Raw genomic sequence first — 15,207 nt, 5'->3', positions numbered from 1 at the left:
CTCGACCGCCGAACCGTCGGGCAGCGACAACCCCTCCGGTATCCGCTCCTGCGTCCCGCAGGATTCCTGCGGGAATCGGTCCAGGGTTCCTTACCTACGCGGACCGACCACGACCGTGAACCGGGCGCACGCACCGATTCGGCCGGCCCCTCCGTACCGCGCACCGGCAGCCGGCTCCCAGTCCGACCACACCTACCCGCACGACCGCCTCTTCGGCCGTGGACGGTCTCCCGGTCAACCGGGTTTTCCGACGCGGTACCGCCCACAACCGCGGTCTGTGTCCCTGCCTTTTCGCAGGGTACCGCCGTAGAATTACGGTATAGACCAGCGCATCGGACCGGCCAACTGGAAGGCAGGTACACCAATGACGCACCACCAAGATCCCCTCGCCGCCGGCATGCACACCGCACACATCTGGCTCCGTGCCGTCGCCGACGACCTGGGCACCGACGACCTCACCTTCGCCCTGCGCGCCCTGCGCGCCTGGATGCACACCGTCCGCGACCGGATAAGTGTCGCCAATTCCGCACACCTCACCGCTCAACTACCGGATTTCCTGCGCGGTATCTGGTACGAGGGCTGGGTTCCCAGCCGGGTCCCCGGAGCGCACGGGGTCGCGGAATTCACCGACGAGTTCGCCGAACGCGCGGGCATCCCGTTGGGTGATGTCTCCTTCACCGCGGGCTGCATCACCTCGGCACTGGATCGGATGATGTCACCCGGCCAGATGAACCACATATTCGCTGTGTTCCCGGACCGCCTGGGCAGCGTGTTGCGCGGCAAGGAGTCGATGGCCGGAACCTGAGATACGCGGTCTCGGGCCGCCTAGCGGGTTCCGCAGGCGGAACCCGCGGAGGTACCACGCCGAAAGGGCCATGGAGGCGGGGATCGAACCCGCGACCTCCCACATGCTGAATGGGTCTCTACCGACTGAGATACTCCATGGCCGGGACAACTGTATCCGCGATATCCACGGTGTCCCAAGTGATTTTGCGCCCCGATATACCGGCCATCCGCACCGGGAACCACGGGAGTGTGGGAGATGAGCGCACGCGAAGGCCTGAATCTGCCGCGGCTGCCCCGCACCGCACGGCGGTTGCTGATCGCCGCGGTCGCGGTCGTCGTTGTCCTGATCGTCATATCGCGTCTGGTCGGTGTCTATATCGGGTGGCTGTGGTTCGGTGAAGTCGGATTCCGCGATGTCTGGCGCACCGTCCTGCTCACGCGCCTGTCGCTGTTCGTCCTGTTCGCTGTGGTCGCGGGCGGGGTCGTTTTCGTGGCGATGTGGCTCGCGTTCCGGTACCGCCCGCACCCCGTCGATACCGGACAACCGGACTACCTACTGCCGTACCGCGCTCCGGTGCTGCGCCGGCCGCGGTGGTTCGGCATCGGTATCGCCGGCGTGATCGGGCTCGTCTGCGGACTCATCGGGCAGTCGCGGTGGCCGACGGTCCAGCTGTTCCTGCACGGCGGATCGTTCGGGATCCGCGACCCCGAGTTCGGCCTCGACATCGGCTTCTTCGTTTTCGACCTGCCGCTCTACCGACTCGTGGTGAGCTGGCTTTTCGCGGTGATATTCCTCGGTTTCCTGGCGAGCCTGGGGACCCACTACCTGTTCGGCGGGCTCCGGCTGTCCGGGCGCCGGCCGGGCCTGAGCCACCCGGCCCGGGCCCAGCTCGCGGTCCTCGCGGGCCTGTTCATCCTGGTGAAAGCCGTCGCGTACTGGTTCGACAGATACGCACTGCTCGCCGGTGACAGTCGCGAGCCCACCTTCGCCGGCGCGGGCTATACCGATATCAATGCCGTGCTGCCCGCCCGGCTCATTCTGTTCGCGATCGCCCTCATCTGCGCCGCGGCCGTGTTCGCCGCGGTCGTGGTCCGTGATCTGCGCATCCCGGCGCTGGCCGCGGCGATGCTGCTGCTGTCGTCGATCCTGGTGGGCGGGGCGTGGCCGCTGGCCGTCGAACAGCTCTCGGTCCGGCCGAACGCCGCCGACAAGGAACGCGTCTACATCGAGCGGAATATCGCCGCGACCCGGCAGGCGTACGCGATCGGCGGCGACCGGGTCGAGTACCGGCCCTACCCGGGAGTCGGCACCAGCGCACCGCCCGATGTCCCGGCCGACGCCACCACCCTCGCGAATATCCGCCTGCTCGACCCGAACGTGCTATCCCGGACCTTCACCCAGCAGCAACAGCTCAAGAATTTCTACAGCTTCCCGGACCACCTGGACCTCGACCGCTACCCCATCGACGGGCAACTGCGCGACTATGTGATCGCGGCCCGGGAACTGACCCCGAGCGCGTTGAGCGCCAATCAGCGGCACTGGGTCAACCGGCACACCGTCTACACCCACGGCAACGGTTTCGTCGCCGCGCCGGCCAACCGGGTCAACGCCGCGGTACGCGATGCCGCCGGTGATACGGAGAGCAGCAACAGCGGATACCCGATCTACGCGGTCAGCGATATCGCCACCGGGGCGACCGGGAACCAGGTGATCCCCGTCGACCAGCCCCGTATCTACTTCGGGGAAGTGATCGCGCGCGAGGACCCCGACTACGCCATCGTCGGCGGCGGCACCGAACCCCGCGAATACGACACCGACACAACCAAATACACCTATGACGGCGCCGGTGGCGTGCCGATCGGGAATTGGTTCGACCGGATGGCATTCGCCACGGCCTACGCCGAGCGCAACATCATCTTCTCCGGTGCGATCGGGCCCGATTCGAAGATCATCTTCAACCGGGACCCGCGCCACCGTGTAGAGCTGGTCGCACCCTGGCTGACCACCGACAACAACCCGTACCCGGCGGTGGTGGACGGCCGGATCGTGTGGATCGTCGACGCCTACACCACCATCGACGGCTACCCCTATGCCAAAAAGAGTTCGCTGGAAGCCCTCGCCCATCTCGGCGACCCCGGCGCGGGCCCGTTCGACGAGATCTCCTACGCGCGCAATTCGATCAAAGCCACCGTCGACGCCTACGACGGCACCGTGACCCTCTACCAGGTCGACCAGCACGATCCCGTACTGGACGCGTGGATGAGTGTGTTCCCCGGGACTGTCGAACCGGAGGAATCGATCAGTGACGAGCTGCGCGCCCACTTCCGATATCCTGAGGACCTGTTCGCCGTCCAGCGGGAGATGCTCGCCAAATACCATGTGGACGAACCGCGCGAATTCTTCACCACCAACGCGTTCTGGTCGGTGCCCAGCGACCCGACCGTCGACACCAACCCGCGGCAACCCCCGTTCTACGTCCTGATGGGCGACCCGGATACCGCGCAGCCCTCGTTCCGGCTGGCCGGCGCGATGGTCGGCTTCAACCGCGAGTTCCTGTCCGCCTACATCTCGGTCGACTCCGATCCGGCGGATTACGGCCGGTTCACCATCCTGCAGCTACCCACCGACACCCTCACGCAGGGACCGCAGCAGATCCAGAACTCGATGATCTCCGACACCCGGGTCGCGTCCGAACGCACCCTGCTCGAACGTTCGAACCGCATCCAGTACGGCAATCTGCTCACCCTGCCGATCGCCGACGGCGGTGTGTTGTACGTCGAACCGCTGTTCACCGAACGTATTTCGACAACCCCGAACGGGTCGACGTTCCCGCAACTCGCGCGAGTCCTGGTGAGCTATCGCGATCCCGCGACCGCCGGTGTCCGGGTCGGCTACGCCCCCACTCTCGCCGAGGCACTCGACCAGGTGTTCGGCGCCGACACCGGCAACCTGGCCACCGCACCCGGCGGCGGCCCCGGCGCACCACCGCCCCCGGGCCGGCCACCACCTGGGCCGCCGGCCCAGCAGGCACCGCCACCGGACCAGGCCCCACCACCGCTGGACGAGGCGACGATCGCCGAACTCAACGCCCAGATCGCCGCCATCCGCGCGGCCCTCGACCGGATCCAGCAGCAACTGAACCGCCCCGGTGGCTGACACCGCAGCCCTCGGACGAATCACCTGGTGGCCAGCGCCGACGCCCTGGATCGGTGCGTTGTCGACACACCCGTGCGCTGGTAATATCTAGTCTGTCTAGACTTAGTCCCGGGAGGCCGCCGTGAGCTGGCAAGTACAAGAAGCCAAACAGCGTTTCAGCGAGTTGATCAGAGACGCAACGACCGAAGGACCTCAGATCGTGACACGGCATGGCGAGGAGATCGCCGTCGTCATCGATATCGAGGAATATCGGCGATTGAAGGGTGAGGTTGTCGACTTCAAGGAGTTTCTTCGCTCCGGTCCCGGACTGGAGGAACTCGATCTGCACCGCGACCACACGCTGCCTCGTGAGATCGACTGGACCGGGTAATGGCCTACCTGCTCGACACCAACGTGATTTCGGAGCTGCGCAAGAAGAACGCCGACGAGAACGTGCTCGCCTGGTACGACACCGTTCAGTCGAACCAGCTCTTTTTGAGCGTCGTCACGATCGGCGAGATCCGCCTCGGCATCGAACGACTCCGGCAACGGGACAGCACACAAGCCGAAGTGCTGGCGAAATGGCTGGGCGCCCTCCGCTCGACTTATCGGGATCGCATCGCCCCACTGGACGAGGAGGTGGCCGAGGAATGGGGGCGGATCAATGTTCCCGATGCCATGCCCGTACTCGACGGACTCCTCGCCGCGACCGCGTCTGTGCACAGCTGGACACTGGTCACCCGAAACGTCCGCGACGTCGAACGCAGCGGAGTTTCGGTTTTCAATCCGTTCGACGCCACCAGCTGACTCGCGCAAAGCGCGCTCGTATCACTGCAGCGCCCCCGCTCGGAACCACGGCCGCAGCAGGTTCTCCTCGGTGGACGGGCCCACCTGCCATTCGGCGATCCACGGACCCGTGCCCTCGCTCGAGTCGATGATGCCCTCCTCCACGTGCCGGTAGCGGCCGTCGAGCACACCGCGGCTCAGGCGCATATCCTCGTCGTCGGTGTTGTCCCACAGCCCATCGAACAACTCGCGCACCCGGATTCGCGCCTGCCGGCAGAACACGTCGGCGAGTTCCGCGGCGGCCGCCCCTTCGGTCGTGCCGTCGCCGCGCTCGTCGTGCGCTCGCACACAGGCCGCCGACATCGCGAACAGTTCCGCGCCGATATCGACAATGCGCCCCAGGAACAACTGCCGGTACTCCAGCTTCGCCTGCCAGCGCGCCATGCCGTACATCAGTGCACGGGCCTGTTTACGTGCCATCCGTTCGACGAAGCGCATATGCGGTGCCAGCGACCCGAACTCGCCGAACGAAGCCGGTGCCGTTCCCGGGCCGACGGCCAGCTGCGGAAACCACTTGGCGTAGAAACCGCCGGCGCCCACCGCCGCTTTCGCCTTCTCCTTGAACTCCGCATGCCGGTCGACCAGCGCGCCGGCCGCGGACATATGCGCATCGGCCATCTCCCGGGCGATGAGCAGCCGCATGATCTCACTGGAGCCTTCGAAGATCCGGTTGATCCGCAGGTCCCGCACCAGCTGTTCGGCGCCCACCGCGCGTTCACCCCGCGCCCGCAGCGAGGCCGCCGTCTCGTATCCGCGACCGCCGCGGATCTGCACGAGTTCGTCGGCGATCCGGCAACTCATCTCCGACGCCCACAGCTTGGCCAGCGCCGCCTCGATACGGATGTCGTTGCGGTTCTCGTCGCACATGGTCGCCGAAAGGTCGAGTACGGCCTCCAGGGCGTAGGTCGTCGCGGCGATGAAGGACACCTTGGCGCCCACCGCCGCATGCTCACCGACCGGCCGGCCCCACTGCACCCGGGCACCGGACCATTCGCGGGCGATTTTCAGCGACCATTTGCCGGCCGCGGTGCACATCGCCGGAATCGCGAGCCGGCCGGCGTTGAGCGTGGTGAACGCGATCTTCAGACCGTCACCCTCCCGGCCGATCAGGTTCTCGGCAGGGACCCGCACCTTGTACATGCGGGTGACACCGTTCTCGATACCGCGCAGGCCCATGAAGGAATTGCGCCGCTCCACGGTGATCCCCGGACTGTCGGCTTCGACGACGAAAGCGGAAACCCCGCCGCGGTGCCCTTCGCTCTTGGGCACCCGTGCCATAACCACCAGCAGTTCGGCGACCACACCGTTGGTGGTCCACAATTTGACCCCGTCGATCTCGTAGGCCCGGCCGTCGGCGGTGGGGGTCGCGGTGCTGGCCAGGCGGGCCGGATCGGAGCCGACATCGGGTTCGGTGAGCAGGAACGCGCTCACCGCGCCCCGCGCGCACCGGGGCAGGAACCTTTCCTTCTGTTCCGGCGTGCCGGCCAGCTTCAGCGGTTCGGGCACACCGATCGACTGGTGCGCGGACAGCAGCACGCCCAGGCTGGGGTGTGCCGACGCGACCAGCATCAACGCCTTGTTGTAGCCGACCTGGGAAAGGCCCTGGCCACCGTATTCCTCGGGAATCTTCAGACCGAAGCAGCCGAGTTCGGCCAGGCCGCGGACATACTCCTCCGGTATCCGGCCCCGCTCCTCGATCACACTTCCGTCGACGGTCTCGCAGTAGGACCGCAGACGCGCCAGATACGCGTCGGTCTTGGCGGTGTCTGCCGCACCGGGTCGTGGGAAGGGATGGATCAGGTCCACCCGGTAGCGGCCGAGGAACAGCTCCTTGGCGAAGGAGGGTTTTACCCAGGTGGTCTCCCGGGACTCCTCGACCAACCGGCGCGCCTGTTCCTCGGTGGCATCGACTCTCGCGGTAGTAGCCATGGGCGTCCTCCTCGGACGTGACGACGATCACAGTCGCGTGCTGAAGCCATGTTACCCGCCGGTAGGCCGACTGGTGAAGGGCCTCTAGCGGTGCGGCCGGGTGACCTCCGGCGGGAGCGGCTCGCTCATCACGACAGCGGAACCGGTCCAGGTGTAGGTGATCGCCGCCGGGCCACCCTGGGGCGCGGCGAACGGTTCGTCGGCGACGAGCCATTTGTATTCGACCGTCACCGCGGTGTCGCTCGATCCGGCTACGTGGGTGAAGGCATACGGCTCGGAAGTCGCGGTGCCCAAATATGTTCCGTCGTGAAAAAACAGCACATGGATCGGGGCACCCGCCGAGTTTCCGCCCACGGCACGCACCCACAGCAACTGCCCGCAGTCGCCCGGCCGGTCGGCCGAGGCCTGATCTGCCACCCAACCGTCACCGAGCCCCGCCACCGCTTCCTGCACACCTGGAGCGGAAGGATCGATACACCGCCCGGGCCCGCTGATGCCGTCGTCGGCGGGTACCGGCGGCGCCGACTCGGACGATGAGGCAACCGGAGGCTGCCCGGTCACCGCGGGCGCCGAGGTTGCCGTGGGCTCACCGGTGGGCGCGGTCGCCTGGGTACCGCCGCCGATCGAGGTAGGCGCCGGCGTGGTCGCACTCGGCGGCACAATGCCCTCGTCGGCACAACCCGCGACGATCCCCGCGGTGAACGCGATGAGCGCTCCCATCCGAACTGCTTTGAACATAGTGCCTCGATTCCGAGTCCTGCGCGCGTAATCACGTGCTCGCAGGCAACATCGGGATTATCAGGAGGCCTGTTAATGTTCCCGCCGCGCTTCCCGCCCCAAAGGTCAGTTGGGCTGACCGACCGGGCGAATCGTCAGAGTGTTGAGGTCGACGCCGGCGGGCTGGCCGAGGGCGAAGCAGATGGCTTCCGCGATCGGCTCGGGGGCGAGCGCGAAGGGCGGTACCTCGCCGTCCTGCCAGAACGGAGTGTCGATGACGCCGGGGTTTACGAGAGTGACACCGATTCCGCGGGTCGTGGCATACATCCGCAGGTTCTCCGCGAGCCCGGCGACCGCCCATTTGGTCGCCGAATAGAGGTTGGCGGGCGCGTTCTTCACCCCGACGACACTGCCGACGAGCACCAGCCTCCCTGCCGTGGCCTCGAGATGGGGCAGCGCGGCGTGGGCCAGCAGGGCCGGGCCGAGAACATTGGTGAGAACCATGGGCGACCACTGCGCCGGATCACCGGCCCCGATGGTCGCGCCCCGGGTGCGCGCGGTGTCGCCCGAGGCGAATCCGGCATTGGCCACGGCGGCATCGAGGCGGCCGAAATGCTCCACGGTGCGGGTTACGGCCAGTTCGGTGGCCTGCCATTCCGAGGCGTCCGCGACGAGTCCCAGCAGTCGGTCGGAGGGTCCGGCCTCGTCGAGAAAGGCTTTCAGTTTGACCTCGCTCCGGCCGGTCACCGCCACCCGGTGGCCGCGGTCGAGCAGCAAGCGTGCGGTGTGGGCGCCGATACCGCTGGTCGCGCCGGTGATCAGTACGGTCTTGTCGGTCATGGTCGGGAATCCCGTTCTCTCGGTGGTTGTCCGGGCGAGCTGCCCGGTGCCGTCGAGTTCACGAAACCAGCAACGCCGCGCGGGAAGAAGGCACCGCTCATAGGGGGTACAGGATCGACCTCCCTGACCGGTAACCGCTGCATACGATGGATGACATGGCCTCCCGATCCGGAAACCCCGCGGCCAACCGCTCCGATATCCGGAACTTCCTCATCAGCCGCCGAGCCAAGCTCACACCCGCCCAGGTCGGCTTGCCCACCGGTGGCCGGCGCCGAGTGCCCGGGTTACGCCGCGAGGAGGTCGCGGTCCTCGCCGGGGTGAGCACCGAGTGGTACACCCGGCTGGAAAAAGGCCGCGTCAGCGGCGTCTCCGAGGATGTACTGCACGCCGTTGCGCGAGCCTTGCGCCTGAGCGAGGACGAACGAACCCACCTGTTCGATATGGCCCGCGCCGCCCGGGCCGCGCGCCGCACACCGCAGCACCCGGAGAGCGCGGAACTCCCCCCGTCCGTCCACTGGATGCTCGAATCCATGACCATGTCGGCCGCCTTCGTACGCGACCGGCACCTGGATATCGTCGCCGCCAACACGCTCTGCCGAGCGCTGTATGCCCCGCTGTTCGACAGCCCCACCACCGCGGAGCGGGGCCACGCCAATCTCGTCCGCTACATATTCCTCGACCCCGGCTCCACCCACTTCTTCGCCGACTGGGACGCCGCGGCGGAGATCTCCGCCGCACTACTGCGCGCCGAAGCCGGCCGCCGGCCCCACGACCGGGCCCTGCGTGAACTCATCGGCGAACTGTCCACCCTCAGCCCCGAATTCCGCACCAGGTGGGCCCGGCACGATGTGCGCCTCCACCACGAAGGGGTCAAACGGCTCCGGCATCCGGAGGTCGGCACCCTGGATCTCCCCTACCGCTCCCTGAACCTCGCCCTGCCGGGCCGGCCGGATCACGAGGTGATCATCTACACCGCCGAACCGGGCACGACCACGGAGGATCGGCTGAAGCTCCTGTCCAGCTGGGCGGCACCCGATCCGCCGGCAGTCGGCCATCCGGTCCGGCATGAAAGTGTCGGGTAAACGGAACAAGTCTGCCCACGGCGGCAGTGGATTTTCCCGCGCACCGTGAATCCGCATCGATCGAGCACTGAAAATCTTGCTGTGAACCCACCCCGGCAAGAACGTGCCGACTGCCACCGCCGGCCCGGTCGGCGATTACTTCGTGAATCCGGTTGCCGTGCCGCATCTTCGAGGCAGGGGTCCGGCGGAAACCGCATCACTCCGACGCGTATGCGCAGGAGTTGCTATCGTGCATGTGGCGAGGTTCACAACGTCTCGCGGCGCGGTCCGGGATTGCGCGCAACGGGAGTTCAACCCTGGCGGACATCCACCGGACCGGCTTTGCTGGCGGTATGCCTGTCCCCACCACCGCCGCGTCCTCACCGTGCGTGCCGCCGTAGCGGGTTCGACTACTGTGCGTATTCTCAGCGGCCACGGGATCCTGGCATCGCGGACAGGAACGGGCCCCCGCCGCCGACTCCTGTACAGCCTCGCACTGGTATTGATGGGCACCGTTTTCCCGGGCGGTCTGGGGGCGGTAGCGATCGCCCAGGACGGTTCGGATAGCACCGCGTCCAGCCGAATGGACGGCCTCTCCTGGATGAATATCCGGGATTCTGCCGGCGTGCCCCTTGCCGACTACACCTTCGTCAGCGACCCCGATATTCTCCCCGCCCCCGGCGCGACCGTACTCTGGGCGATAGTGGGGCTGGAATTCGTCGGATACATGATCATCGTGACCACGGCGATCTGGTTCATCGGTTACGCGCTCAGCTTTGCCTGGCTCGACCTGTTCGCCGATGCGCTGCACGGAATAGCGGATGCCCTGGCCCGCCAGATCGCCACCCCCGCCGTTCTCGTGACCGCCGTGAGTATCGGGGCCTTCTTCGTGGCCTGGTTCACGGTGCGCGGTTTCCACAGCAGGGCCGTTGTCCAGACAGTGACCATGCTCGCGGTCGCCGTTCTGGGGCCGCTGTTCCTGGCCGCGCCGCTGGCCGATGTCCTGGACTCCGACGGGCTGCTGGCCCGCGGGCGCGATGTGGGTATGGCGATTGCCGCCGGACTGAACGGGTCGGCCGGCCGGAACCCCGATCTGCTGTTGACCGATCTGCAAGCGGAGATGGCCGACAACTTCGCCCGGCGCCCGGTGCAGGTGTGGAATTTCGGGCATGTCGTCGACGACCGCTCCGCCTGTGCCGCAGCGTGGTCGGCGGGGATGACCTCAGGCGATACCGAGCGGACGCAGCGCGCACTCGGTGCCTGCGGTGATTCCGCCGCGGTCGCCGCGACTCCGCTGAGCATCGGTCAGGTCGGCACCGGTTTGGTGCTCCTGGTGTCGGCAGCGGTGCTGCTGTTGTTCGCCGCTGTGCTGTCGTTCCGGCTGATGCGGGCCGCGCTCGATGCCATCTACCAGGCGTTCATGGCGATATTCGGATTCGCCGCAGGCGGTTTCGTCTTCGGCCCCACCCAGACCTACCAGGTACGCAACCTGGTGAATTCGGGTATGGCAGCGGCCCGGATGTGCGCATATACCGTCTTCATCGGAATCTATCTGTTGTTCCTGGGAAATGTGTTCAACCAGGCCCGCGGCCAAGTGGTCGCGGTGATCGTGATCGCCGCGGTCGTGGAAATCGTGGCAATGTTCCAGATGGGCCGATTGGCCAAGAGCCTCACCCGCGGTTCGGGTTGGGTGGCCAACCGGGTCGCACTCGCGATCCAGGGTGCGCCCACGGGGTCCGGTACCACCGCGCTCGGCATGGGCGGCGCAGGCAAGCGATCCGGAGGCGATTCCGGCATGGGGATGATCGCGAGCCTGGCCGCCCTCAACACCGTCAACTCCTCGCCGTTGACCGCATGGGTGGCCGGTCGCACGCTGAGTCCGCTGAGCCCGCTGGCACGGGGCAGAATGCGCAGCGATCGGACGGATATCACCATCGCGGACAGTCGGCTGGAACAGTTTCGATGGCGCGCATTGGGCCGGCAGAACTGGCGCCTACTCGCACGCCGGGAAGCCGACGAATGGGGTGGCATCGATACCGAACTCGGCCTGTCCCGGGCACTGTGGGCTCTCAACAACAGCCGGGTTCCTCCTGAGCACTTGCCGGCCGTTCTGCTGGACGCGGGAGTGAGCCACGAGCGGGTCCACCACCACATACGGGCACGACAGGTCCGCAACGACACTCACTCCCGCAATCCATACGGTTTCCGGCCGCTGCAACAGGCCGTCGCCTCCGGCCATGCGGCGCTCAATCACGTCGGGACAGACGCGGAAACGGCATTCGCGGCACAGGCAGTCATCGACGCCAACACCCTTGCGCGCCACACCCTCACTCCCGATCCCGCGGCGCGGGTCGACCACACTTTCATCGCCCGTGTCCAGCGGCACTGGGATTCCGATCGCGCCCTGCGCGCGAATATCGGTCCCGATGAATGGAACCAGGTCGGCCGGGACACCCGAACCGCCATCGCCCACCAGCTGGCCACCGAGCACTTGGCGACGGCCCGTGCCTACTCGGCCGCACCCACCGACGTGCACCGCGAGGAACTCGCGGCCTCCCTCAAACGGCTGGCCAATCTGGACCATACAATTCCCGCGTTCGGACTGGACCCCTGGGATCTCTGACCGGGGACCGAGTTCGGTGTCGGGTTGAATCAGGCCACCGGGCAGCCCGCGCCGTCGGCTTCACCTGATCCCTGTGGCCGTCGGCTGCCGCGAATTCGGCGGGCCGACGGCCGGAGCGGTCGTGCGGATCAGACACCGGCAAGTGCCGAGTCACCGATCAGCGCGGCCCAGGTGTTCGGCCCGACGATACCGTCGGCCTTGATCCCGGACTCGTCCTGGTAGGCCTGCACGATCTGTTCCGTGAGGGGACCGTAGCTACCGTCCAGTGGGGTTCCGCGGAATCCCAGATTGTAGAGGGCCTTCTGCACGACATAGACGCAATCGCCGGTCGAACCGCGCGACAGGGTCGGACGCTCGCTCGCACACTCCGTAGTGACCTGGGCATCGTCGCGCGCCGCATTCTCCGCCTGAGCCTGGGCGAGCGCGCTCGAACCGCACGCGATGCCCAGGGCGATACCCGCTACCACGACCGCTCGAAGCACTCGGCCGGCCGGATACGGGGTATACATTTTGTTGTTCATGTGAGCTCCAATCCCGCTGTGACAAGCGCTGTTCGGGCTTTCCCGAGCAACGTGACAGGAAGTTATCCGGGGCTGCCAACGTCGCGCTCACCTCGCGCCAACACGGCCGGACGATCACCGGGCGGCCTCGGAGAGGCGCACTTTCACCACGGTGGAACCCAGGCGGATGGTGTCACCCGGTTCGAGCGAAGTCGGCGAACCGATGCGTCGGTCGTTCACGTAGACCCCGTTGGTGGAGCCGAGATCGGTGATACGCGCGAGTTCGCCGTCGCTGTCCACGCGGGCGTGCCTGCGGCTGATCTTCGGATCGTCCAGACGTAGATCGTTACCGGCGCCGCGGCCGATGCTCACCCCGGCCTCGGTCACGGCGACCGTCCGGCCGTCGCCGCAGGCCAGCACGATCGCCGACATCGCCTCCTGCACTGTCGGCCGCTCTTCCTCCGGTGCCGTGGACCGGGCAACCGGAACCCCGGGCAATGATTCGTGACGCAGGATTCGCTCCTGCAGCGTCCGGAGTTCCTGCGGCACCTCCCTGCCCTCTCCGTGCAGCCGGTCCAGGATGAGCCGGCAGGCCCGGACGGCGGCGTCGGCGCAGTCACCGAGGTAGACCGCGGTGATATAGCGCGACCACACCGCGATCCCGGTGGGTGATTCCTCGGTCATCACCCGCAGTTCCCCGATAGCCTGCCGGGCTCGACCGCACGCGATTTCCATATCGATGCGATCGATCACCGTCTGGCGCCGCTCCTCCTGCATACGCACCCGGAAGCCGTCTACGAATCGGGTAGCCGGCAGCCCGTCGAGCGGGTTTCCGGACCATTCCGCCAGCGCCTGCCGGAAGTATTCGGACGCACCCTCGTAATCACGCCGGTCCCGCGCTATTACGGCTTTGGTACGGGTTTCGGTGAAACGGTGCAGATCGCAATCGCCGGAGCGGATGGCCAAGCGATAGCAGCCGGATTCGGTGCGCAGTAGGCCGGTATCGGAGACGCCGGCCGCTCGGGCGCCGTCGCGAATCCGCGAGATCATATTCTGCAGGCTGCTGCGGAAGCTGCGCGGGGGTTCGTCGTCCCAGACTCGTTTGCCGAGTTGTTCCGGGGACAGCGCGGTCCCGCGTTCGACGGCGAGTGCGGCCAGGATCGTCAGTGTCCGGGAACCGTTCAGGTCGAGCCGGCGGCCGCCGATCAGCAGCCGGACCGGTCCGAGTAGCCGTATATCGATGGGTATCGGGGTGGTCAGTTCAGGGGCCGGCATCGTCCTGCGAAACCTCCGTCCGCTTCGCGGAACACCGGCCACTGCACAACGGTGGCACGGGTCCGCGGACCGTAGATCCCATCGGCCTCGGCGTGCGCGGCAGTCTGGAGCTGTTGGATCGCGGACTTGGTCGTGGAGTCGTAGAAGCCCGACACACCGATGGGAATGTGATGGCACAGGGCGACCGCGCGCTGAACGACGGATACGGCATGGTTGTGATCGCCGAGATTCAGGATGCAGTTCGGTTCGTCTCGGGCAGCGTGACCGCTCGGCAGTTCCACGTAGGTGCGGTCGCTGTCGAAACGCCGGGTGGTCCAGTGGCAACGGTCCGTGAGAAAACCGGGAGTCATAGCTGTCGGTTCGGGGCCGCGGGTGGGTGCGGGAACCGACGGATCGGTTTCGGCCCGGTCGGAGAACGCCCAGGCGGCTGCGAGCGCCACAGACACGGTGAGCGCGGCGGCGACGAGCATCCAGGGCCGCCGGGGACGAGCCCGGGACAAGGGAACAGCGCTTTCCGGGGAAACGACCGTTTCGGTCCCCGTGACCGTATCGGCCCCGGCCGCCGCGGGCGCCGCGGGCGGCGGATCGGCTCGGCCGGGGCCGGCTACTTCGGCGACCACCTCGCCCGACAGTGCGGCCCGGGCCGCGGCGGCCAGTTCCGCGCAACTCTGGTATCGGTCGTCGGGTTCTTTGGCCATGGCCTTGGCGATGACGGAGTCGAACGCCGCCGGCAGGTCCGGGCGGATTCGGGTGGGCACCGGAACGGGTTCGCTCCGGTGCGCGTCGATCAGTTCCCGGTCTCCGCGGTTCGGATAAGGGTAGGAGCCGGTGAGCAGCCGGTACAGTGTCGCCCCGAGGGAATAGATATCGGAGCGGTGATCCGGCAGCGAACTGACGAAACGTTCCGGGGCGACGTAATGCGGTGAGTATTCGCGCCGGCCGGCGCCGGTGAGAGTGGCGTCGTCTTCGAGACTGCGGGCGATTCCGAAATCGGCGACCAGGACCCGTTCCCGGCCGTCGACGGTGGAGACCAGCAGGTTGGACGGTTTGATATCGCGATGCACGACCTTGTTGTGGTGGGCGTGATCGATACCGGCGGCGGCGTCGGCGATGAAGCGGACCGCACGATGCGGGTCGAGGCCGGCACCCGCGTCGCGCAGTATCTCGGTGACGTCGGGGCCGTCGACGTATTCCATTTCGATCCAGTTCAGCCCGTCGGTGACATTCCGGTCGTTTATCCGCACGATATTCGGATGCGACAGCCCGCAGACGAGTTCGGCTTCCCGCCCGAACAGGCGCAGTCCGCGAGAGCCGCCACGGGCAGGGTCGAACACCTTGAGCGCCACCACCTTGGACGGCAGCCGCGGGTGTACGGCGCGGTAGACCACCCCCATCCCGCCGCGACCCAGTTCCCGGTCGATCCGGTAACCCGCGAATTCCTCACCGATGCGCAGAACCACATCCGCCCTTAGCTCCGGCCGTCACCCGTAACCC

General features: G+C 67.1%; 12 protein-coding genes and 1 tRNA gene. 6 read left to right on the top strand and 7 right to left on the bottom strand.

Annotated features, from left to right (window positions below; translation table 11 throughout):
- Positions 1 to 364: 364 nt before the first annotated feature.
- Positions 365 to 805 (top strand): DUF2267 domain-containing protein, encoded by a 441-nt coding sequence (locus tag ACQEVO_RS02430; RefSeq protein ID WP_432908412.1) that lies wholly within the window; start codon positions 365 to 367, stop codon positions 803 to 805.
- 68 nt (positions 806 to 873) lie between these two features.
- Here ACQEVO_RS02430 and ACQEVO_RS02425 read toward each other — a convergent pair.
- A tRNA-Leu gene (locus tag ACQEVO_RS02425) sits at positions 874 to 945 on the bottom strand.
- Between the two features lie 97 nt (positions 946 to 1,042).
- Here ACQEVO_RS02425 and ACQEVO_RS02420 point away from each other — a divergent pair.
- From ACQEVO_RS02420 to ACQEVO_RS02410, 3 genes are all read left to right on the top strand, one after another.
- Positions 1,043 to 3,943 (top strand): UPF0182 family protein, encoded by a 2,901-nt coding sequence (locus tag ACQEVO_RS02420; protein WP_432908409.1) that lies wholly within the window; start codon positions 1,043 to 1,045, stop codon positions 3,941 to 3,943.
- Between the two features lie 121 nt (positions 3,944 to 4,064).
- On the top strand, positions 4,065 to 4,313 hold the full coding sequence (locus tag ACQEVO_RS02415; RefSeq protein ID WP_432908406.1) for a type II toxin-antitoxin system Phd/YefM family antitoxin: 249 nt from the start codon (positions 4,065 to 4,067) through the stop codon (positions 4,311 to 4,313).
- Positions 4,313 to 4,729: a type II toxin-antitoxin system VapC family toxin gene (locus ACQEVO_RS02410; protein WP_432908403.1), complete on the top strand. Its 417-nt coding sequence runs from the start codon at positions 4,313 to 4,315 to the stop codon at positions 4,727 to 4,729. Before ACQEVO_RS02415 ends, ACQEVO_RS02410 begins: the two co-directional genes overlap by 1 nt.
- Before the next feature lie 21 nt (positions 4,730 to 4,750).
- On the opposite strand, the gene ACQEVO_RS02405 is transcribed toward ACQEVO_RS02410, so the two are convergent.
- The 3 genes from ACQEVO_RS02405 to ACQEVO_RS02395 all read right to left on the bottom strand — a co-directional run bounded on the left by ACQEVO_RS02405 (position 4,751) and on the right by ACQEVO_RS02395 (position 8,254).
- Complete coding sequence (locus ACQEVO_RS02405) at positions 4,751 to 6,697, bottom strand: acyl-CoA dehydrogenase family protein (RefSeq protein WP_432908400.1); 1,947 nt, start codon at positions 6,695 to 6,697, stop codon at positions 4,751 to 4,753.
- A gap of 84 nt (positions 6,698 to 6,781) precedes the next feature.
- Positions 6,782 to 7,435, bottom strand: coding sequence for an LppP/LprE family lipoprotein (locus tag ACQEVO_RS02400; protein ID WP_432908397.1), 654 nt, complete (start codon positions 7,433 to 7,435; stop codon positions 6,782 to 6,784).
- Between the two features lie 105 nt (positions 7,436 to 7,540).
- Positions 7,541 to 8,254 (bottom strand): SDR family oxidoreductase, encoded by a 714-nt coding sequence (locus ACQEVO_RS02395; protein ID WP_432908395.1) that lies wholly within the window; start codon positions 8,252 to 8,254, stop codon positions 7,541 to 7,543.
- Positions 8,255 to 8,409: 155 nt separating this feature from the next.
- On the opposite strand from ACQEVO_RS02395, the gene ACQEVO_RS02390 reads away from it, so the two are divergent.
- The gene (locus ACQEVO_RS02390) at positions 8,410 to 9,336 is read left to right on the top strand and encodes a helix-turn-helix transcriptional regulator (protein WP_432908393.1); all 927 of its coding nucleotides are present in this window, start codon (positions 8,410 to 8,412) and stop codon (positions 9,334 to 9,336) included.
- 484 nt (positions 9,337 to 9,820) lie between these two features.
- Positions 9,821 to 11,938, top strand: a complete 2,118-nt coding sequence (locus ACQEVO_RS02385; protein ID WP_432908392.1) for a hypothetical protein — start codon at positions 9,821 to 9,823, stop codon at positions 11,936 to 11,938.
- A 128-nt stretch (positions 11,939 to 12,066) separates the two neighbouring features.
- Here ACQEVO_RS02385 and ACQEVO_RS02380 read toward each other — a convergent pair whose 3' ends face one another.
- From ACQEVO_RS02380 to ACQEVO_RS02370, 3 genes are all read right to left on the bottom strand, one after another.
- Positions 12,067 to 12,459, bottom strand: coding sequence for a peptidoglycan-binding domain-containing protein (locus ACQEVO_RS02380; RefSeq protein ID WP_432908390.1), 393 nt, complete (start codon positions 12,457 to 12,459; stop codon positions 12,067 to 12,069).
- A 114-nt stretch (positions 12,460 to 12,573) separates the two neighbouring features.
- Positions 12,574 to 13,713, bottom strand: a complete 1,140-nt coding sequence (locus ACQEVO_RS02375) for a BTAD domain-containing putative transcriptional regulator (protein ID WP_432908387.1) — start codon at positions 13,711 to 13,713, stop codon at positions 12,574 to 12,576.
- Positions 13,695 to 15,173 carry a serine/threonine-protein kinase gene (locus ACQEVO_RS02370; protein WP_432908385.1) on the bottom strand — a complete coding sequence of 493 codons (1,479 nt, stop codon included), beginning with the start codon at positions 15,171 to 15,173 and terminating at the stop codon, positions 13,695 to 13,697. Before ACQEVO_RS02370 ends, ACQEVO_RS02375 begins: the two co-directional genes overlap by 19 nt.
- Between the last annotated feature and the right edge of the window lie 34 nt (positions 15,174 to 15,207).

Origin of the sequence: Nocardia sp. CA-290969 (assembly GCF_050936135.1) — a bacterium.
Lineage (GTDB): Bacteria > Actinomycetota > Actinomycetes > Mycobacteriales > Mycobacteriaceae > Nocardia.
The sequence above is the reverse complement of the archived record's forward strand: the minus strand, read 5'-3'. Positions and strand labels throughout refer to the sequence as shown.

Excerpts from the sequence above, each read along its gene's own strand:
- ACQEVO_RS02375 (WP_432908387.1), bottom strand. The coding sequence starts at position 13,713 with ATGCCGGCCCCTGAACTGACCACCCCGATACCCATCGATATACGGCTA.
- ACQEVO_RS02405 (WP_432908400.1), bottom strand. The coding sequence starts at position 6,697 with ATGGCTACTACCGCGAGAGTCGATGCCACCGAGGAACAGGCGCGCCGG.
- ACQEVO_RS02395 (WP_432908395.1), bottom strand. The coding sequence starts at position 8,254 with ATGACCGACAAGACCGTACTGATCACCGGCGCGACCAGCGGTATCGGC.
- ACQEVO_RS02410 (WP_432908403.1), top strand. The coding sequence starts at position 4,313 with ATGGCCTACCTGCTCGACACCAACGTGATTTCGGAGCTGCGCAAGAAG.
- ACQEVO_RS02430 (WP_432908412.1), top strand. The coding sequence starts at position 365 with ATGACGCACCACCAAGATCCCCTCGCCGCCGGCATGCACACCGCACAC.
- ACQEVO_RS02390 (WP_432908393.1), top strand. The coding sequence starts at position 8,410 with ATGGCCTCCCGATCCGGAAACCCCGCGGCCAACCGCTCCGATATCCGG.
- ACQEVO_RS02380 (WP_432908390.1), bottom strand. The coding sequence starts at position 12,459 with ATGAACAACAAAATGTATACCCCGTATCCGGCCGGCCGAGTGCTTCGA.
- ACQEVO_RS02385 (WP_432908392.1), top strand. The coding sequence starts at position 9,821 with ATGGGCACCGTTTTCCCGGGCGGTCTGGGGGCGGTAGCGATCGCCCAG.
- ACQEVO_RS02420 (WP_432908409.1), top strand. The coding sequence starts at position 1,043 with ATGAGCGCACGCGAAGGCCTGAATCTGCCGCGGCTGCCCCGCACCGCA.
- ACQEVO_RS02400 (WP_432908397.1), bottom strand. The coding sequence starts at position 7,435 with ATGTTCAAAGCAGTTCGGATGGGAGCGCTCATCGCGTTCACCGCGGGG.